Genomic DNA, 18,910 nt, shown 5'->3' with positions numbered 1-18,910 from the left:
CTCCCACACCGTCCGATGAGCGACACGTGATCATGACAGAGAAAACATCCTTCAAGGTCGGCCTGATTGGCGCCGATATACAGCTTTCCAAATCGCCCGCGCTGCACATGCGCGAAGGGGCGGCTCACGGCCTCGATTATTCCTATGAGCTGGTGGATGTCACCGCCCGCAAGCTGCCGCCGAGCGCCCTTCCCGACCTGCTGGACGAGCTGGAAGCGCGCGGTTTTTCCGGCACCAACATCACCCATCCCTTCAAGCAGGCCGTTATTCCGCACCTGCATGAACTGTCGGACGATGCCCGCATGCTGGGCGCGGTCAACACGGTCGTCTTCCGGGACGGACGCCGCATCGGCCACAACACCGACTGGTACGGCTTTTACGAAAGCTTCGTGCGCGGTCTGCCGGATGCGCGGCGCGACCGGGCGCTTCTGGTCGGCGCGGGTGGCGCTGGCGTTGCGGTGGCCCATGCCGCATTGAAGCTCGATATTGCCCGTCTCGACATTTTCGACCGGGACTTCCCAAGGGCGGAGCAACTGGCCCTGGAACTCAATGCCCGCTTCGGCGAGGGCCGCGCGCTTGCCGTCAAAGACCCCGCCGCCTCCCTGCCCTTTGCCGATGGCCTGATCCACGCCACGCCGATGGGTATGCCCGCCCATCCCGGCATGCCGGTTCCGGCCGATCTCATCGAACGGCGGCACTGGGTGGCCGATATCGTCTATATGCCGCTTGTCACCGAGCTATTGGCGACGGCGGCGAAAAAGGGCTGTCGTACTCTGCCCGGCGGCGGCATGACGGTGTTTCAGGCCGTCGGCGCATTCCGCCTCTTCTGCGGCCGCGAGCCGGATGCCGGGCGCATGACGGCGCATTTCACCGAGCTTTGCATGGCGGAGGGCGTCGCATGAACCTTTTCACTGTTCTGAACGGTCCCAACCTCAACCTGCTCGGCCAGCGCCAGCCGGAAATCTATGGTTATGAAACGCTGGCCGATATCGAGGCCAATTGCCGTGGGATCGCCGAAACCGCGGGCCACGATCTGTTTTTTGCCCAGAGCAACCGGGAATATGAGCTGATCGACTGGGTACACGAAGCCCGCGGCAAGTCCGCGGGCATTGTCATCAATCCCGGCGCCTTTACCCACACCTCGGTCGCGATCCTCGATGCGCTCAATGCCTTCGAGGGGCCGGTGATCGAGGTGCATATTTCCAACATCCACAAACGCGAGGTTTTCCGGCACCACTCCTATATCTCGACCCGCGCCGAAGGCGTGATCGCCGGCCTCGGCGTCGATGGTTATGAGGTGGCGCTGCGCCACCTCATCAATCGCCTTTCCCGATCCTCGTAATATGCTCGGGCATCAATACATAGCGCAGCAACATCTCCGCCACATGCGCAGACAGCGCTTCCTGGCCGGCCTCGCTAAAAAGCGTGTCGCCAAAATTGAACGAAAATGTCTCCGTGTTCGAGACGTTATAAAAAGACAAAGCACTGATCTGCCAATGCAGTTCAAGAGCGTCCAGTCCGGGCCGAAACACACCGGCATCCTGCCCGCGCTTCAATATTCGGCGCATGATTTCAATGGCCGGTCGGTTGACGTTGCGGATCGCTTCGGAAACCCTGATGTGCCTGCCGTGGTGAATGTTTTCCGTCATCACCATCCGCACGAAAGCGGGGTTGCGGCGGTGGTGCTCGAAGGTAAACCGACAGAGCTTCTCAAGTGCGGCAACCGGCTCGAGATCATCCAGCTCAAGACTGCCTTCGCCGCCGCGCACCTGCGCATAGGCCTCCTCCAGCACGCGTTTATAAAGGCCTTCCTTGTCGCCGAAATAATAATAGATCATGCGCTTGGACGTGCGCGTGCGCGCCGCAATCTCATCGATGCGGGCGCCAGACAGGCCATTCTGCGAAAATTCCTCCATCGCGACGGAAAGAATATCCCGGCGCACCCCTTCCGGATCGCGCTTCGCCTGCCGGGTATCGCGGGTGCCTTTGGAGGTCGTGCTTTTGCTCATGCTTCATTCCCTGGACGGGGCTGGCTTCTGGCTGCGTCCCCTTTATTAACCAATCAGTACATAAGGCTGAAAAGGAAGGCAATATGGCGAGCTATGACACAATAAGACACGGCATGCCAATGCGCACATCCATTGCAACCGTATCGATCAGCGGCGAATTCCCCGAAAAGCTGGCGGCCATCGCCAAAGCGGGCTTTTCCGGCGTTGAGATTTTCGAAAACGATTTCCTGACCTACGACGCCTCGCCGCGCGAGGTGAAGGCCTTGGCCGCCGATCACGGGCTGGATATCACCCTTTTTCAGCCGTTCCGCGATTTCGAGGGCATGCCGGAGCCGCACCGCAGCCGCGCTTTTGAAAGGGCCGAGCGCAAATTCGACATCATGGGCGAACTCGGCACCGACCTGATGCTGATCTGCTCGAATGTCTCACCGGTCTCGCTCGGCGGCATCGACCGCGCCGCCGCCGATTTCCATCAGCTCGGCGAACTTGCGGCAAAACATGGCGTGCGCGTCGGTTACGAGGCGTTGGCATGGGGCCGCCATATCAGCGATCACCGCGATGCCTGGGAGGTGGTGCGTCGCGCCGATCACGCCAATGTCGGCATCATCCTCGATAGTTTCCACACGCTGTCGCGCAAGATCGATCCCAATTCGATCCGCTCCATTCCCGGCGACAAGATATTCATCGTGCAGCTTGCCGATGCGCCGCTGATCGACATGGACCTGCTCTACTGGAGCCGCCACTTCCGCAACATGCCGGGCGAAGGCGATCTGCCGGTGGTGGATTTCATGCGCGCCGTCGCCGCCACCGGCTATAGCGGCCCGCTATCGCTCGAAATCTTCAACGACCAGTTCCGAGGCGGCTCGGCCCGGCTGCTCGCCGAAGATGGCCACCGCTCGCTCATCAACCTGATGGATCAGGTGCGCCGTCTAGAACCCGACATCCGCATCGATGTGCCCGCCATGCCGGAACGGGTGGAGACGGAAGGCGTGGAGTTCGTCGAATTCACCACCGCACCGGAAGAAAAACCCAATCTGGAAGCCCTTCTCGCCACGCTCGGCTTTGAAAACACCGCCCGGCACCGCAATCGCGATGTCGATCTTTATACGCAGGGCGATATTCGCATCGTCATCAATACCAGCGATGGCGGCGACAGTTTCGCGGGAGCCTCCTATTCCATCCACGGCACCAATGCCTATGCCTTCGGGCTGAAGGTGGATGATGCCGCAGCAGCGCTGGTACGGGCCGAAGCGCTGGGTGCGCCCACCTTCGCCGAGCCGCGCAAGTCAGGCGAAGTCGCCGTTCCCGCCATTCAGGGCGTGGGCAACGGCGTCATCTATTTCCTCGACGGTTCACCAGAGCTTTCCTCCATCTGGGACAATGAATTCGTGCCGACGGAAGGCCGAACGCCGGAAGGCGATGCCGGCCTCAGGCGGATCGATCATCTTGCGCAAACAACGCATTACGATGAAATGCTGACCTGGCTTTTATTCTACACCTCACTGTTTGCGACGCGGCGCACGCCGATGGTCGATGTGGTCGACCCAGGCGGGCTGGTGCGCAGCCAGGCGATTGAAAGCGTGCCCTCACCGCATTTCCGCCTGACAATGAACGGTGCGGACAATCGCAAGACTTTCGCCGGCAAATTTCTGGCCGAGGGCTTCGGCACCAGCATCCAGCACATCGCGTTTGCCTCCGACGATATCTTCGCCACCGCAAAAGCCCTGCAGGCGCGCGGTTTCCACGCCCTGCCGATCTCGCGCAATTATTACGACGATCTGGAAGCCCGTTTCGGGTTGGAGCCGGAGTTTTCCGATGCGCTCAGGGCCGCGAGCATTCTTTATGACCGCGACGACAATGGCGAATATTTCCAGATCTACAGCCGAACCTTCGGGGAAGGTTTCTTCTTCGAAATCATCGAAAGGCGCGGAGCCTATGGCGGTTATGGCGCGATGAACGCCCCCTTCCGCATCGCCGCACAAAGACGGCTTGCGCCGCCGGTCGGCATGCCGAAGGAATAACTCCCGGCACCGAAATACGATCAGGCCGCAGCCGGCAGGAATGCCGCTGCGGCCTGTTTTCATTCACGCCAATGTCGTTATCTCATAGTCGCGTGGAATGGCGGAGGTCGCCGTGAACCACTCGGACGCCCGCGTCCGCTGCTGATGGAAATCGAAGGCGGCACGGTCGGCGAAAAGCTCCTCCACCTGCCAGATCAGGGGATCGTCTGTCTCGGACACCTCGAAGGAAAGACAGCCGGGTTCCGCTCTGGTCAGACGCAGATGTTCGGGAAGGTGGCGCCGCACCAGCTCGACATCATCCCTGGACAAGCACCGTAAAAAGCCCCTCAGCCTGACTGCACCTGCCTTGTTGTTCATGCCCGGCATTCCCGTTCCTCATCGTTCTTCTCAAAGGTTTTTAGCGACAATAATCGTTGAATACACGCATCATTGCGAAACATTCTTCAGCAATCCGCGCTCAAAATCGGTGCAGCTGCGTATTTGTAGAGCAGTACACAAAAATTGTTCAACACTCTGGACATGATTGTTCGGTTTTGTTAGCTTTTTCGCAAAACAAGGGTGGGGAATTAGAGTTACATGCGCATCGTCGAATCTGCGGCCGACGCAAATCATCCGGCCGGTACCGATGAGGTTGCCTGCGGCGCTTCGGTGACATCGAATGTGCTGTGTCCACGGGCGACGGCCAATGCGCATTTTGCCGACAAAGCGGCCTGAAGACATGCAGTTCTTCGCGACATTCCCGTCCTTGCCCATGGCATCGCCCAGCACGCGCCTGCCCGAGACATTTTCCCCTTCCTCATTTTCACATGGCCGCGCCAGCTTTGCCGCGCAGGCCACGCCGGAGACGCTGACATGACTGCCGCACCCGCAAACGCCCTCCTCTCGGTCGAAGGCCTGAGCGTCGAGTTCGGCAATAGCCGCGTCGTGGACGACATCTCCTTCAGCGTCGAACCCGGCCGCACGGTCGCGGTCGTCGGCGAGTCCGGATCGGGAAAATCGGTCACTTCGCTTTCCACCATGCGCCTTGCCGACATGATGGGCGCGACCTACCCCACCGGCAAAATCCTGTTTGAAGGCAAAGACTTGCTGAAGGCGTCTCAGAAAGAGATGCGCGCGATCCGCGGCAAGGAGATCGCCATGATCTTCCAGGAGCCGATGACCTCGCTCAACCCTGTGTTCACCATCGGCGACCAGATCTGCGAAGTGCTTGTCCTGCATGAGAAAATGAGCAAGCAGGCGGCGCTGGCGGAAGCGCAGAAGCTGCTCGAAATGGTGCGCCTGCCCGATGCGGCCGAACTTCTGAAACGGTATCCGCACCAGCTTTCCGGCGGCATGCGCCAGCGCGTGATGATCGCCATGGCGCTCGCCTGTCGGCCAAAGCTTTTGATCGCCGACGAGCCGACGACGGCGCTGGATGTCACCATTCAGGCGCAGATCCTCAACATCATGCGCGACCTGCAGAAGAAGCTCGGCATGGGCATGGTCTTCATCACCCATGACATGGGCGTGGTGGCGGAAATGGCCGATGACGTCGTCGTCATGTGGAAGGGCAAGAAGGTGGAGGAAGGTCCGGTCAAGGATATCTTCGCCAATCCGCAACACCCTTACACGCGCGCCCTGCTTTCCGCCGTTCCGCGCCTCGGCAGCATGGAAGGCGAAGAGTTTCCCAAGCGCCTGCCGCTCACCGTGTTGCAGGACGGCCAGCCGGTCGTGGTCGGCGAGGAGCGCGTGCAAAACACCGCGAAATATGACGCGAAGCCGCTTCTTTCGGTCAAGGACCTGTTCGTGCGTTTCGATATCCGCAAGAACCTGTTCGGCAAGGCGACGCACCGTTGCAGCGCCGTGCAGAAGGTGAGTTTCGATATTCATGCCGGCGAGACGCTGGCGCTGGTGGGCGAATCCGGTTCCGGCAAATCCACCATCGGCCGCACCATCCAGCAGCTGCAGACGGCCATATCAGGCGAAATTGCCTTCAATGGTCGCAGCTATTCGCAGATGTCGGCGGCGGAACGCTTCCGCATGCGCCAGGAAGTGCAATATATCTTCCAGGATCCCTTCGCCTCGCTCGATCCGCGCAAGACGGTCGGTTTTTCGATTGCCGAGCCGATCAACACCCATGGTTTGATCAACGATCAGAAGGCCGTAAAGCGGCGCGTGGATGAATTGCTGGAGCGTGTGGGCCTCAGCTCCGAACATGCCGCGCGGTATCCGCACGAGTTCTCCGGCGGCCAGCGCCAGCGCGTCTGCATTGCCCGTGCGCTGGCTTCCGATCCGAAGCTCATCATCGCGGACGAGGCGCTCTCCGCACTCGATGTCTCCATTCAGGCACAGATCATCAATCTGTTCATGGATTTGCAGGCCGAACGCGGGCTCGCTTATCTCTTCATCAGCCATGACATGGCGGTGGTGGAAAAGATGAGCCACCGCGTCGCCGTGCTTTATCTCGGCCAAATCATGGAAATGGGCAGCCGCCGGCAGGTCTTCGAAACGCCGACGCATGATTATACCCGCCGCCTGCTTTCGGCCGTGCCGGTCGCCGATCCGACCATTGAGCGCCGCATCGCCATGATCGAGGGCGAAATTCCCAATCCCGTGCGCCGTGTCGGCGATGAGCCGGCCATTCTCGCCCATGAGGAAATCAATCCGGGCCACTTCATCGCGAAGAGCGCCTGAATAACAACCAGACCCACAACCATCTGAAGAGGAACAGGTAGATGACAATGATCAAGAAGGGGATGACGACAACGTTCGTCGCACTTGCCATGGCCGCCACGGCCTTTACCGCCGCACCGGCTCTTGCCGCCGGCAAGATGACCATTTCCAGCCCGCAGGACCCGGGCAGCTGGGATCCGATCGACACCTTCCTCGTGCAATGGGCGGCTGTCGCCACCAACATCTTCGATGGCCTGACCTATCGCGGCCCGGACCTGAAGGTCGTGCCCGGCCTTGCCGAATCCTGGGAAGAGCTGGATGAAGGCAAGCGCATCCGCTTCAAGCTGCGCCAGAACGTCAAGTTCCACAATGGCGAGCCCTTCAACGCCGCCGCCGTCAAGTTCACCTTCGAGCGCCTTCTCGGCGAACAGGGTGCCAAGGGCCCGCAGCGCTCCAACTATGTCGCCATTGAAAGCGTCGAGGTCATCGACGATTACACCGTCGACATGAAGCTGAAGGCGCCGGATCCGGTGCTGCTGACCAAGCTTGCCGGTTATGGCGGCATGATCGTTCCGCCGAAGTACATTCAGGAAAAGGGCGAGGACAATTTCAACCTCAACCCTGTCGGCACCGGTGCATTCAAATTCGTTTCCTACGCACCGAAGACCAATATCAAGCTGGAAGCCAACCCGGATTACTGGGGCGGTGCACCGAAACTTTCCGAGCTTGAATATCGCTTCATCGCCGAGCCGGCGACCGCCGTTGCCGAATTGCAGGCCGGCCGTGTCGATCTCGTCATTCCGCCAACCATCCCGATCGGCATGATTCCGGTTATCGAGGGCGATTCCAAGCTTGAGATCGTCAGCGTTCCCGGCCCGACCGTCGATGCGCTGCGCTTCAACACCCGTGATGGCATCACCGCCGATCCGAAAGTGCGCAAGGCGATCATCATGGCCGTCGATCGCGGCACCATCGTCAAGTCGATCCTTGCCGGTCAGGCATCCGAAATCGCGAGCTTCCAGAGCGCGCTGTCCTTCGGTTACGATCCGGAGCTGAAGCCGCTGCCTTACGATCCGGAAGGTGCCAAGAAGCTGCTCGCGGAAGCCGGCGTCAAGGCAGGTGCGGCGCTGCAGATCGATATCCGCGGCAATGACGCGACGATGAACGAGGTGGCGCAGGTCATTTCCAGCTACCTCTCCATGGTCGGCATCACCGCCACCATCAAGCCCTATGAAACCAACGTGCTGCTGAACGACATCATCCCGCAGGGCAAGACCGGCGCGATGTTCCAGCAGAAATGGGGCGGCTGGACCTTCGATTACGACAACACGGCCTACTCCATGTATCACTCGGGTGAAAAGTGGAACCCCTATGACAAGGACGAGAAGCTGGACAAGCTGCTGGAATCCCAGCGTCCGCTGACCGACCGTGCCGAGCGCGAAAAAATCCTCAAGGAAATCGGCAGCTATACCGCCGAACGCGCGCTGGAAATCCCGCTTTACAACACCAATGCCATTTACGGCATCAACAAGCGGGTCAAGGGTTTCGTTGCACCGCCGGATAACCGCCTGAAGCTGACCGACGTGACCGTCGAATAATCAGGCTGTTTTCTGATCAACACACCTTGCCCGCCGCAATGCGGGCAAGGCCGGGTCTCTCTTCAAGGTAAAAAACGTGGCCGGTTTCCTCATCAAGCGATTGCTGCAGGCGATTTTTGTCGTCATCGCCATCACCCTTCTCGTTTCCTTCGCCATTCGCCTCACCGGCGATCCGGCTGTCACCATGTTCCAGGGCGGCGGCAGCATGACGGAAGACGATCTGGCGCGCATTCGCGCGGCGCTCGGCACCGACCGGCCGTTCTTCGTGCAATATTTCAGCTTCCTGAAGGGCCTCGTGACGCTCGATTTCGGCCGCAGCTTCACCGGCAGCACGCCGGTCTCGCGCCTCATCGCCGATGCCCTGCCCGCCACGCTGCTCTTGGCCTTCATCTCCATGGCGGTGTCGATTGCGCTTTCCATCCCGCTCGGCATCAAGGCGGCGACCTCGCGCGGCAAGGCGGCCGATCAGGTGATCCGCATCTTCTCGCTTGTCGGCCTGTCCTTCCCGAATTTCTGGCTCGCCACCATGCTGGTGCTCTTATTCTCCATCACGCTCGGCTGGCTGCCGCCAAGCGGCATGGGCGGTTTTGCCAGCTACATCATGCCCGCCGTCACCATGGGCGTCATCCTCACCGCCACCAATGTCCGCCTCGTGCGCACCGCCATGCTCGATACGCTGCGCTCGCAATATGTCATGGTGGCGCGCGCCAAGGGTCTCAGCGAAAACAAGGTTCTCTACAAACACGCGCTGCGCAATTGCGCCATTCCGCTCATCACCTATTTCGGCCTGCAATTCGGCGGGCTGCTCGGCGGTATCGTCGTCATTGAGCGTGTCTTCAACTGGCCGGGCCTCGGCACGCTGGCTTTCGACGCGGTCGGCGCGCGCGATTATCCCGTGCTTCAGGCCGTCATCACCGTGCTGTCGCTGATGATCGTCGGCATCAACCTTCTGGTCGATATCGCCTATGGGCTTGTCGATCCGCGCATCCGCACGGAGTAAGTGACGATGGCTGCCAAAACCTCGCGTCTCGCGCGCTTCACCAATCTCGAATTCGTCCTCGGTGCTTTCCTCACGACAGTCATCTGCCTTGCCGTCGTCTTTTCCGACGTGCTGTTTCCCGGCGGCGCGGACAAGATCGACCTGATGGCGCGCCTTGCCAAGCCCTTTGCCAATGCCGCCCATCCGCTCGGCACCGATCCGCTGGGGCGTGACGTGCTCGCCCGTGTCGTCGCCGGCGGCAAGATTTCGCTGCTGGTCGGCTTCACCTCGGTCATCGGCGCGGTCATCTTCGGCGTCGCTGTCGGACTGGTGGCCGGTTATTATCGCGGCTTCTGGGATATGCTGGTCATGCGCTTTGCCGATATCCAGCTTGCCATGCCCTTCATTCTGCTTGCCATCACCTTCATCGCCATTGTCGGCGGCAGCCTCACCAACACCATCATCCTCCTGATCGTCTCGCAATGGGTGCAATATGCCCGCCTCGTGCGCGGCTCGGTACTGACACTGCGAGAGCGGGAGTTCATCCTTTCCGCCCGCGCCATCGGCGTGAAGGACTGGCGCATTATTCTTCAGCACCTGCTGCCGAACCTCATCGGCCCTGTCATCGTGCTGATGACGCTGAATGTCGCCAACAATATCCTGCTGGAAAGCAGCCTCACCTTCCTCGGCCTCGGCGTCGATCCAACCATTCCGAGCTGGGGCGGCATGCTGGCGGATGGACGGACCTATCTGCAGACAGCATGGTGGGTCAGCGTCTTCCCGGGTCTTGCCATCCTTCTGACGGTGCTCGGCCTCAACCTTCTCGGCGACTGGCTGCGCGACAGCCTCGACCCCACCGGCAGAACCTCGAGGTAACAGCGATGAGCCAGATTTTCGACCATACTTTCGAACGCACGCTGGATGCGCTTCTCGCCAATGCCGAGCCCGGCCGGTCCTTCGAGGCATGGAGCTTCGACGACGCCAAAAGCCGCCGCGAAGCGGAAAACCGGCTGAAGAAAAAAGGCGTCAGCGCCCGCATCCGCAGCGCCTACAAGCCACTTCTCTTCACCTTTCTGGAAGAGATCAATCTGGATGGCGTCGACACCATAGAGGTGCGTTACCCCGTACACGCGAACGCCCCCGCCAATCGTTTCCGGCTGGAAGCCTATCCGCTGGCGGCTCTGGTGGGCGATGCGACGATCGACTTCGTCGCCCGAAAAGACGACGCCTTCCACTATGATGTTACCCTGAGCCGCAACGGCAAGAAGGAAACCCTGAAGATTCTGGCGCCAAACCGGGTGCACATGGATATCGTCGGCGAAACCAATGTTTCGCCGACGGGCTGGTTCCGGCTTGCCGGCGACGCTTTGGGCGAGCGGCTGGAGACGGATTACGAACGGCTTTTCGAAGCCGCGATCCATGCCGTCGCCAACCATGGCTGGGGCGATGAAGAGCCCTATTTCGAGGAACTGAACATCCGCGTCGCGCATCCGGCCGAAGATCTGCCGCTCTCCCTCGGCGATGAGGTCGTCAGCCTGCGCGAAGCCCTGCATGAGGATTTCTATTTCTCGCTTTTGGAGTTCTTCCAGAAGAAATCCGGCCGGCCGCTGGGCGACCGGGGCCTGAAGCCCGGCCAGATCGTGCCGGAAATCGTGAAAAGCCAAGGCGAAGTCTCCGTCCGCATCGAGGCCCGCACGCTCACCACAGCTTTTCTCGATGGCCGTGAACAGCCGATCGATACTGCCAGCGAACCGGTTGCGGCAGGCCAGCTCGCGAAACTGCTTGAAGAAATCGGCGGCGAAGCCTTCGAGGCCCGCTCCCGTTCCGGCCGCATTCTTGCCGCCCGTTATGTCGCCGGCAGCGATGCCGCGGTGATGATCAGCGGCGGCCAGCATCCCAACGAGACCACAGGCATCGTCGGCGCCATCCGTGCGGCCCGCAAACTCGCAGAGCGCAGGGGCGCACATTTCACCATTTCGCCGCTGGAAAATCCTGACGGTTACGCCCTGCATCAACGGCTGAGAGCCGACAATCCGCGCCACATGCATCACGCGGCGCGTTACACGGCGCTCGGCGACGATCTCGAATATCGCACGCGGGAGAATTCGGGCGTCCATCTCAACGAGAAGGCAATCCGTTTCAGGGCGCAGGAAATGAGCGGCGCCAGCCTGCATGTGAACCTGCACGGTTATCCATCCCATGAATGGACCCGGCCGCTTTCCGGCTATGTACCGCGCAATTTCGCCATGTGGACGCTACCGAAGGGGTTCTTCCTCATCATCCGCCACCATGCGGACTGGGAAAGGCAGGCCGAAGCCCTGCTCGACCGGGTGACCCGCCATCTCGGCGCGATTCCCGGCCTGCTCGATTACAACAACCGACAGATCGCGCTTTATGAAATCCACGCCGGCGAAACCGGTTTCCGCATCATCAACGGCTTCCCGTGCCTGTCCTCCGTCGACGACCGCCACACCGTGCCGATGACGCTGATCACCGAATATCCCGACGAGACGATCTACGGCAACGATTTCATCACCGGCCACACCGCGCAGATGGAAACGGTTCTCTCCGCCTATGATGCCTGGCAGGAGATTCTCGTCGGGGAAGTGGCCTGATATTGCAGGCCGCCCTCGATGGGCGGCCTATTTTCCCGCCGTGCCGGCGAGTTTTTGGTCCCGCTGCTTCTGCAAAAGCCTCTTGCCCTTGCTCAGAATATGCAGATTAGCGGCATCAAGCTTGTTGTACCCGGCCTGAATAATATCAAGATCGGCAACGTGACCGATTGCCGCCAGCTCATGCATCACGTCGCCAATAGCGACATCGACACTCGGCTTTTGCAGGTTGACCACATCCTCCACCGCAGCGTGCATGCCTTGCGCGTCTCCGCCCATGACGTGATACAGCGCCAGCGCCTTGCGAAGAAATGCTTCGCGGCGCTCGATCTTATTGTTGAGTATACTTTCGCCAACGCGATCTCGCATCAACTCAACAACTCTATTTTGATATTCGCCCATCAGACACCAAATAAAGTTCACAATATGCTTCGCGAGGCTACAAACAATCCCCTTAGAACTGGTTAAGGCACGAGGCTTGCGCGGGTATGACCGTCGTTTTCGAAACATGTCACAAAAGCTGGTTTTCATGACGAAGCATTTCGATACCACGTGCCGTAAAAACACCGGTCGTGATGGCTGCGGCGGCGCTATACATTGAGAATCACGGGATGATCACTATTGTGCGATCTCGCATAAGACGAACCCTGTGAGACGGGTATTGATAACCGTCAGGTTATTTATCACCCCCCTTATTTCATTTTACTTTGGCCACCGCACTCATCAATCTGGCAGTCTGGATCGGTGGATGGGAGCCACGGATCAATTGGGAGGAAATCATGAAATTACGGATCACCGCCGCCATCGCGGCCATCTGCTTCAGTACTGCCGCTTATGCCGAGACCATCAAGGTCGGCGTGGTCGGTCCGTTCTCCGGCCCCTTCGCGCTGCAGGGCAAGAACTTCAAGGCCGGCATCGATGCCTGGTTCGCGCTTCACGGCAACAAGGTCGGCGACGATACGGTCGAGGTCGTCTATCGCGATGTGCCGCAGGCCGATCCGGCGCAGTCCAAGGCGCTGGCGCAGGAACTGGTGGTGAAGGAAGGCGTGCAATATCTCGCCGGCTTCTATTTCACCCCCGACGCCATGGCCGTCACGCCTTTGCTGAAGCAGGGCAATGTGCCGATGGTCATCATGAATGCCGCCACTTCGGCCATCGTCACGAAAAGCCCCTATGTGGTGCGCACCTCGTTCACCACCTGGCAGACCTCCACCCCCATCGCCAAGGTGGCCTTTGATGGCGGCGTGAAAAAGGTCATCTCGCTGGTCAGCGATTATGGCCCCGGCGTCGATGCCGAAAACGCCTTCAAGGCGGCCTTCACCGCCGCCGGCGGCGAGGTGGTGGAAACCATCCGCATGCCGCTTTCCACCAATGATTTCAGCCCGATCATGCAGCGCGTGAAGGATTCCGGCGCGCAGGGCGTCTTCGCCTTCCTGCCGTCGGGCCCGACCACGCTCGGCTTCGTCAAGGCCTTCAACGATAACGGCCTGAAATCCGCAGGCGTCAAGCTCTTCGCACCGGGCGATCTGACGCAGGAATCCGACCTGCCGGCGCTCGGCGAAGCCGCACTCGGCATGCAGACGACCTTCCACTACGCCGTCTCGCATGATTCGCCTGAGAACAAGACCTTCGTGGAGGCCGCCGCCAAGGCGATCGGCAACCCGAAGGAACTCTCCTTCCCTTCCGTCGGCGCCTTTGACGGCATGTATGTCATCAGCAAGATGATCGAGGCCACCGGCGGCAAACAGGACGCGGAAAAGGCGGTGGATGCGGTGAAGGGCCTTTCCTGGACAAGCCCGCGCGGCCCTGTCAGCATCGATCCGGAAAGCCGCCACATCACGCAGAACATCTATCTGCGCGAAGTGGCCAAGGGCGATGACGGCAATTATTACAACAAGGAAGTCCAGACTTTCGAAAAACAGGGCGATCCGGGCCTCGCCGCCGCGAAATAACAGCGGCTCGTAAAGACGTTCCGGGCCGCCCGTCGCGGCCCGGTTCCGGCCCGGATGGGTATTGCAGCACCGGGAGGAGCTTTTCAGCATGCAGACGGTCTTCAGCATCCTTGTCGATGCGCTTGCCTATGGCATGGTCCTGTTCATCATCTCCATCGGCCTTTCGGTGACGATGGGGCTGATGCGGGTGGTCAATCTGGCGCATGGCGCCTTCGCCATGATCGGCGGTTACCTCGCCTCCTACGCCGCCCACGGCCTCGGTCTCGGTTATGCCGTGGCGATCCTCGTCGCCATCGTCGGCACCATCGTCATTGCCATTCCGCTTGAGCGTTTTCTCTATCGTCGCATCTATGGCGCACCGGAACTAACGCAGGTGCTGATGACCATCGGCATCACGTTTTGCATCATCGGCATCGCCAATTTCGTCTTCGGCCCGACGCTGAAGACCATTCCGCTACCGCAGCAACTGGCCGGCCCCACCGATCTCGGCTTCCGCACCATCGCCACGCATCGCATCTTTGCCATTGCCTGCGGTCTTGCCGTGGCGGGTGCATTGTGGTTCACCTTCGAAAAGACCGCCTTCGGCATCAAGCTGCGCGCTGCTGTCGACAACGCCGCCATGGCGGCCGCACTCGGCGTTCGCACCGAGGTTATCTATGCCGTCAGCTTCGCCATCGCCGTTGGCCTTGCCGCCATGGGCGGCGTCATCGGCGCGGAACTACTGCCGGTCGAACCCTATTATGCGCTGCGCTACATGGTGACCTTCCTCGTGGTGGTCTCGGTCGGCGGCGCGGGCTCCATTCCCGGCGCGCTGATCGCCTGCCTGCTACTCGGCGCCATCGATACGACCGGGCGCTATCTCGCGCCCGAATATGGCGAATTCTTCTTTTACCTGGCGGTCATCGTGATCATCACGCTGTTCCCGCGCGGCCTTCTCGGAAGGGCGAAATGAGATGGCGGTGCTCATGAACGACGTGACTGAAACGGCAGAGATCCCGAAGGCGCGCTCACCGCTGCGCACGCTTGCGGGGCCGCTCCTCATCATTATCGCCGCGATTGCCGGTTATTATCTGTTCCCGGATAATCTGGCGCTTCTGACCCGCATCATCGCCATTGCGCTGCTCGTGCTGTCGATCGATCTCGTCACCGGCTATTGCGGCGTCGCCACGCTTGGCCATGCCGCGCTCTTCGGCGCGGGCGCCTATGCCGCCGGCATTGCCGCCGCCCATTTCGAGATTACCGATCCGCTGCTGATGACCGTGATCGGCGCGGCTGCGGGCGGCGTCGCCGGGCTGGTCTCCGGCACGGTTCTCTTGCGCGCCCACGGCCTGCCGCAGCTCGTTCTTTCCATCGCCGTCATCCACCTGTTCCACGAGGCTGCCAACAAGGCATCGGGCTGGACGGGCGGCAGCGACGGGCTTGCCGGCGTCTCCCCGGACGCGTTGTTCGGCACCTTCGAATTCGATCTTTTCGGCCGCACCGCCTATATTTACGGCGTCTGTCTGCTGCTTGTCGTCTTCCTCGCCCTCAGGGTCGTGGTCAACTCGCCCTTTGGCATGTTGTGCCGCGGCGTCAAACAGGACAGCATCCGCATTCAGGCCATGGGCGGCGCCGTCAACGGCACGATCTTGAAGATGTTCGTCATATCGGGCATCGTCGCCGGCATTGGCGGTGCGCTGAATGCCATCTCCACCCAGGTCGTCGGCCTCGACAGCCTCAGCTTCACGCTTTCGGCCGAAGCGCTGGTCATGCTGGTGCTCGGCGGCGCGGGTTCGCTTTACGGCGCGCTGATCGGCACCGTTACCTTCATGTGGTTCGAAGATGTCGTTTCCGCCGCCAATCCGTTCCACTGGCTCACCATTGTCGGCCTGCTGCTGATTGCCGTCGTGCTTTTTGCGCCGCGCGGGCTTTATGGTGCGGGTGAGCAGATCATTGCGCGCATCCGTGGAGGTCGCAAATGAGCGCCATTTTCGAAGTCTCCGGCCTCAAGAAAAATTTTGGCGGCCTCGTCGTCACCAACAATGTCTCGCTGTCGCTTTCGCCGGGAGACCGCACGGTGCTGATCGGCCCCAATGGCGCCGGCAAGACCACCTTCGTCAATCTCGTCACCGGCAATATCAAGCCCTCGGCTGGCACTGTGCGCATCGCCGGCGAAGACGTGACCGGCCTCAGCGCCAGCCAGCGGGTGAAACGCGGCCTCGTCCGCTCCTTCCAGGTCACACGGCTGTTTCAGGACATGACGCCGGAGGAACACGTGGCGCTTGCCATTCTCCAGCGCGAAGGCAAGACGGGCCGGATTTTCGGCCGTTACCGCGCCATGCCTGCGGTCATGAGCGAAGCCCGCGATATTCTCGGTGCGCTTGGCCTTCTTGCACTCGCCGAAACAAGGGTACGCGAAATCGCCTATGGCCAGCAGCGGCTGATCGAGATCGCGCTTGCCATGGCGCTTCGCCCAAAAATCCTGTTGCTCGACGAACCGGCCGCCGGCGTGCCTTCCACGGAAACCGCGCGCATCGAACAGGCGCTCGACCGGCTGCCGGCCGATCTCGCGATCCTGATGATCGAGCACGACATGGATCTGGTCTTCCGTTTCGCCAAACGTGTGGTGGTACTCGCCGCAGGCGCGGTCATCTTCGACGGTTCGCCTGAAGACGTCACCAGCAATGCGGAAGTCCGCCAAGCCTATCTGGGAAGTTACGCCGATGCCCGCAGCGCCGCTTGAAATCGTCAACCTCACCGCCGGTTATGGCCCGACAAGGGTTATCGAAGGCCTGTCGCTTTCCGTGCCGTCGGGCTCACGTTTTGCCGTGCTCGGCCGCAACGGCGTCGGCAAGACCAGCCTCTTCGCCACGCTGGCCGGCCAGACGAAACGCTTTTCCGGCGATATCCGCCTCGGTGGGCAGGACATTACCGCCTTGCCAAGTGCCGCCCGCGCCAAAGCCGGCCTCGGTTACGTGCCGCAAACGCGGGATGTGTTCCCGACGCTCACCGTTGAGGAAAACCTGTTCGTCGGCCTCAAGACCCGGCCGAAATCGGCCATCGAGGAAGCCTACACGCTGTTTCCGCGCCTCAAAGAGCGCCGCCGCAATCTCGGCTCGCAACTCTCCGGCGGCGAACAGCAAATGCTCTCCACCGCCCGCACGATTCTCGGCCAGCCGCGCGTGCTGCTCCTCGACGAACCGCTCGAAGGCCTCGCCCCCGTCATCTGCGAAGAGCTGATGGCCGCCTTCTCCAAACTGGCGCAATCCGGTGAAATGACCATTCTCCTCGTCGAACAGCGCATCCAGATGGCCATCGACTTCGCCGACCACGCCATCATCATGGAACGCGGCCGCATTGTCTGGGAGGGGCCATCCAGCGACCTTGCGGAAAACCCGGATATTATCGATACGCATCTTGGGGTTGGCGGGCTTCATTGAGTCCCCACCACCACCCTCATTCCTGTGCTTGTCACAGGAATCCAGCCAGCCCAAGTCCTTGGACTGGAAGGACTCTCTCGCCGCGCAGACGCGCGTCGGCTGGATCCCTGTGACAAGCACAGGGATGAGGTGAGTGTGTGGTGACCGTCAGTGGCTTGGTCATAAGGCGTGGGTCACAGGCCATGCAGATGAGCGGATATATCATCCCAATCCGGATTGGTGCTTTCAATCAGATTGAGCTTCCATTGCCGCGGCCATTTCTTGATTGTTTTTTCGCGCGTAATAGCGCTCGTCAACAGGTCGTATTCCTCGAACCACACGAGCATCTTCACGCCATATCGCGAAGTAAAGCCGGGTGTTAGTTCATTCTGATGTTCGAAAATCCTGTTCGGCAAATCCTTCGTCACACCAGTATAGAGCGTGCCGTTTCGTTTGGATGCTAAAATATAAACGTAACCCTTCATGTAAATGAACGTGCATCTTTCTCGATTACTTCACAAGGGAAAACCCGCGCTCCCCTCATTCCTGTGCTCGTCACAGGAATCCAGTCAGCCCAAGTCCTTGGGCTGGAAGGACTCCCCTCGCCGCGCGGACGCGCGGCGGCTGGATCCCTGTGACATCCTCGGGCTTGTTCCGGGGAACAGGGATGAGGAGAGTATGCTGGTCATTCCTGCACCAAATCCCATCCATCATTCATACCTTAAAAAACCCAATGGAATAAAAATTCCACTGCAGTTAAAGTGCACACGATTTCAGTCTGCACAAAGGAACGACAATGACGGCAATCGAGGCGCCAGAATCCGTAAAGGCTTTTGAGGAGCGGCTGCTCCAGGTCGCGGAGGGTTTGCCGAAACGATTGCGGCAATGCGCCGATTATGTCGCTTCCAATCAGGATCGCATCGCCGTTTCCACCGTCGCCGAAATGGCGGAAGGGGCTGGCGTACAGCCTTCTGCCTTCATGCGTTTTTGCCAGATCATGGGCTTCTCCGGCTTTTCGGAAATGCAGCGGCTGTTCCGCGATTCCTATGTCGGCGGTTGGCCGGATTATGCGACGCGACTCGATCATCTGCGGGAGAAGGGCGATGAAAGCGCATCCGGCCTGCTTGCCGAATTCGTGGAGGCCGGCCGTTCCTCGCTGGAAATGCTGCTGAAATCGGTCGATACCCGCCAGCTTGACGAGGCGGTTTCGGCGCTGGCGAAGGCGCGCACCGTGCATATCATCGGTCTGCGGCGCTCTTTCCCCATTGCCAGCTATCTCGCTTACGCCTTCGAGAAGATGAAGGTGCCGGCGGTTCTGCACAGTGCGGTCGGCGGGCTCGGCAATATCAGCGCCATTTCCCGTGACGACGCGCTGATAGCGATCACCTTTTCTCCCTATTCCGCCGAAACGCTGGAGCTGGCGGAAAACGCCCGCGCCAACGGTATTCCGGTCGTGGCGCTTTCCGATTCCGCCGTCAATCCGCTGCGGAAATCCGGTGCGACGCTGCTGACCGTCACCGAGATCGATTTCGGCGCATTCCGCTCGCTTTCCGCCACGCTCTGTCTGGCCATTACGCTGGCCGTGGCTGTGGGAACTCGCAAAACAGCCTGAATATTTTTATTGAAAACGAAAAAAATAGAATTTATGATCCAAATCCATGAAACGGGCATTCCATAATCGTCCGTCTC

The 18,910-nt window shown here is 60.3% G+C and carries 19 protein-coding genes; 14 read left to right on the top strand and 5 right to left on the bottom strand.

Translation table 11 applies throughout. The features are described from left to right. The first annotated feature begins 32 nt into the window (after positions 1-32). Both CFBP4996_RS24005 and aroQ read left to right on the top strand, forming a co-directional pair. Positions 33-902, top strand: a complete 870-nt coding sequence (locus CFBP4996_RS24005; RefSeq protein WP_080854791.1) for a shikimate dehydrogenase — start codon at positions 33-35, stop codon at positions 900-902. After that, positions 899-1,342 carry a type II 3-dehydroquinate dehydratase gene (gene aroQ, locus CFBP4996_RS24000; protein WP_080853541.1) on the top strand — a complete coding sequence of 148 codons (444 nt, stop codon included), beginning with the start codon at positions 899-901 and terminating at the stop codon, positions 1,340-1,342. The genes CFBP4996_RS24005 and aroQ overlap by 4 nt, the downstream gene beginning before the upstream one ends. Here the strand turns inward: aroQ and CFBP4996_RS23995 are convergent. Next, positions 1,317-2,009: a TetR/AcrR family transcriptional regulator gene (locus CFBP4996_RS23995; RefSeq protein ID WP_020810447.1), complete on the bottom strand. Its 693-nt coding sequence runs from the start codon at positions 2,007-2,009 to the stop codon at positions 1,317-1,319. The genes aroQ and CFBP4996_RS23995 overlap by 26 nt on opposite strands. 119 nt (positions 2,010-2,128) lie before the next feature. On the opposite strand from CFBP4996_RS23995, the gene CFBP4996_RS23990 reads away from it, so the two are divergent. After that, on the top strand, positions 2,129-4,030 hold the full coding sequence (locus CFBP4996_RS23990) for a bifunctional sugar phosphate isomerase/epimerase/4-hydroxyphenylpyruvate dioxygenase family protein (RefSeq protein WP_080854792.1): 1,902 nt from the start codon (positions 2,129-2,131) through the stop codon (positions 4,028-4,030). A gap of 63 nt (positions 4,031-4,093) precedes the next feature. Here CFBP4996_RS23990 and CFBP4996_RS23985 read toward each other — a convergent pair whose 3' ends face one another. Together CFBP4996_RS23985 and CFBP4996_RS23980 are read right to left on the bottom strand one after the other, a co-directional pair. Then, the gene (locus tag CFBP4996_RS23985) at positions 4,094-4,396 is read right to left on the bottom strand and encodes a putative quinol monooxygenase (RefSeq protein ID WP_080853542.1); all 303 of its coding nucleotides are present in this window, start codon (positions 4,394-4,396) and stop codon (positions 4,094-4,096) included. A 60-nt stretch (positions 4,397-4,456) separates the two neighbouring features. Continuing rightward, entirely contained in the window at positions 4,457-4,867 is a 411-nt protein-coding gene (locus CFBP4996_RS23980) for a hypothetical protein (protein ID WP_162936022.1), read from the bottom strand. A 15-nt stretch (positions 4,868-4,882) separates the two neighbouring features. Between CFBP4996_RS23980 and CFBP4996_RS23975 the strand changes: the two genes are divergently transcribed. The 5 genes from CFBP4996_RS23975 to CFBP4996_RS23955 all read left to right on the top strand — a co-directional run bounded on the left by CFBP4996_RS23975 (position 4,883) and on the right by CFBP4996_RS23955 (position 11,874). Then, the gene (locus CFBP4996_RS23975; protein WP_137396292.1) at positions 4,883-6,703 is read left to right on the top strand and encodes an ABC transporter ATP-binding protein; all 1,821 of its coding nucleotides are present in this window, start codon (positions 4,883-4,885) and stop codon (positions 6,701-6,703) included. Between the two features lie 41 nt (positions 6,704-6,744). After that, on the top strand, positions 6,745-8,280 hold the full coding sequence (locus CFBP4996_RS23970) for an ABC transporter substrate-binding protein (protein ID WP_080853543.1): 1,536 nt from the start codon (positions 6,745-6,747) through the stop codon (positions 8,278-8,280). A 76-nt stretch (positions 8,281-8,356) separates the two neighbouring features. Beyond that, positions 8,357-9,280 (top strand): ABC transporter permease, encoded by a 924-nt coding sequence (locus CFBP4996_RS23965; RefSeq protein ID WP_035263266.1) that lies wholly within the window; start codon positions 8,357-8,359, stop codon positions 9,278-9,280. A gap of 6 nt (positions 9,281-9,286) precedes the next feature. Further along, the gene (locus CFBP4996_RS23960) at positions 9,287-10,135 is read left to right on the top strand and encodes an ABC transporter permease (protein ID WP_020811984.1); all 849 of its coding nucleotides are present in this window, start codon (positions 9,287-9,289) and stop codon (positions 10,133-10,135) included. 5 nt (positions 10,136-10,140) lie between these two features. Beyond that, positions 10,141-11,874 carry a M14 family metallopeptidase gene (locus CFBP4996_RS23955; RefSeq protein WP_080853544.1) on the top strand — a complete coding sequence of 578 codons (1,734 nt, stop codon included), beginning with the start codon at positions 10,141-10,143 and terminating at the stop codon, positions 11,872-11,874. A gap of 27 nt (positions 11,875-11,901) precedes the next feature. Here the strand turns inward: CFBP4996_RS23955 and CFBP4996_RS23950 are convergent, their stop codons facing one another. Then, on the bottom strand, positions 11,902-12,273 hold the full coding sequence (locus CFBP4996_RS23950; protein ID WP_035263262.1) for a hypothetical protein: 372 nt from the start codon (positions 12,271-12,273) through the stop codon (positions 11,902-11,904). 377 nt (positions 12,274-12,650) lie between these two features. Between CFBP4996_RS23950 and CFBP4996_RS23945 the strand changes: the two genes are divergently transcribed. From CFBP4996_RS23945 to CFBP4996_RS23925, 5 genes are all read left to right on the top strand, one after another. Next, positions 12,651-13,823: an ABC transporter substrate-binding protein gene (locus tag CFBP4996_RS23945; RefSeq protein ID WP_080853545.1), complete on the top strand. Its 1,173-nt coding sequence runs from the start codon at positions 12,651-12,653 to the stop codon at positions 13,821-13,823. Between the two features lie 88 nt (positions 13,824-13,911). Then, the gene (locus CFBP4996_RS23940) at positions 13,912-14,775 is read left to right on the top strand and encodes a branched-chain amino acid ABC transporter permease (RefSeq protein ID WP_003519826.1); all 864 of its coding nucleotides are present in this window, start codon (positions 13,912-13,914) and stop codon (positions 14,773-14,775) included. 1 nt (position 14,776) lies between these two features. Next, a complete protein-coding gene (locus CFBP4996_RS23935) occupies positions 14,777-15,784 on the top strand; it encodes a branched-chain amino acid ABC transporter permease (RefSeq protein WP_020809644.1) in 1,008 nt (335 codons plus the stop codon). Continuing rightward, positions 15,781-16,545: an ABC transporter ATP-binding protein gene (locus CFBP4996_RS23930; protein ID WP_080853546.1), complete on the top strand. Its 765-nt coding sequence runs from the start codon at positions 15,781-15,783 to the stop codon at positions 16,543-16,545. Before CFBP4996_RS23935 ends, CFBP4996_RS23930 begins: the two co-directional genes overlap by 4 nt. Further along, the gene (locus tag CFBP4996_RS23925; protein ID WP_080853547.1) at positions 16,526-17,242 is read left to right on the top strand and encodes an ABC transporter ATP-binding protein; all 717 of its coding nucleotides are present in this window, start codon (positions 16,526-16,528) and stop codon (positions 17,240-17,242) included. The genes CFBP4996_RS23930 and CFBP4996_RS23925 overlap by 20 nt, the downstream gene beginning before the upstream one ends. A gap of 173 nt (positions 17,243-17,415) precedes the next feature. Here CFBP4996_RS23925 and CFBP4996_RS23920 read toward each other — a convergent pair whose 3' ends face one another. After that, on the bottom strand, positions 17,416-17,706 hold the full coding sequence (locus CFBP4996_RS23920) for a GIY-YIG nuclease family protein (RefSeq protein WP_080853548.1): 291 nt from the start codon (positions 17,704-17,706) through the stop codon (positions 17,416-17,418). A 311-nt stretch (positions 17,707-18,017) separates the two neighbouring features. Between CFBP4996_RS23920 and CFBP4996_RS23915 the strand changes: the two genes are divergently transcribed. Continuing rightward, complete coding sequence (locus CFBP4996_RS23915) at positions 18,018-18,833, top strand: MurR/RpiR family transcriptional regulator (RefSeq protein WP_003519830.1); 816 nt, start codon at positions 18,018-18,020, stop codon at positions 18,831-18,833. The last annotated feature ends 77 nt before the right edge of the window (positions 18,834-18,910 follow it).

The sequence above is a fragment of the Agrobacterium leguminum genome (assembly GCF_005144435.2).
GTDB classification, from domain to species: Bacteria; Pseudomonadota; Alphaproteobacteria; order Rhizobiales; family Rhizobiaceae; genus Agrobacterium; species Agrobacterium leguminum.
Note: the sequence above shows the minus strand (reverse complement) of the source record. Positions and strands in the feature narration are given on the sequence as shown.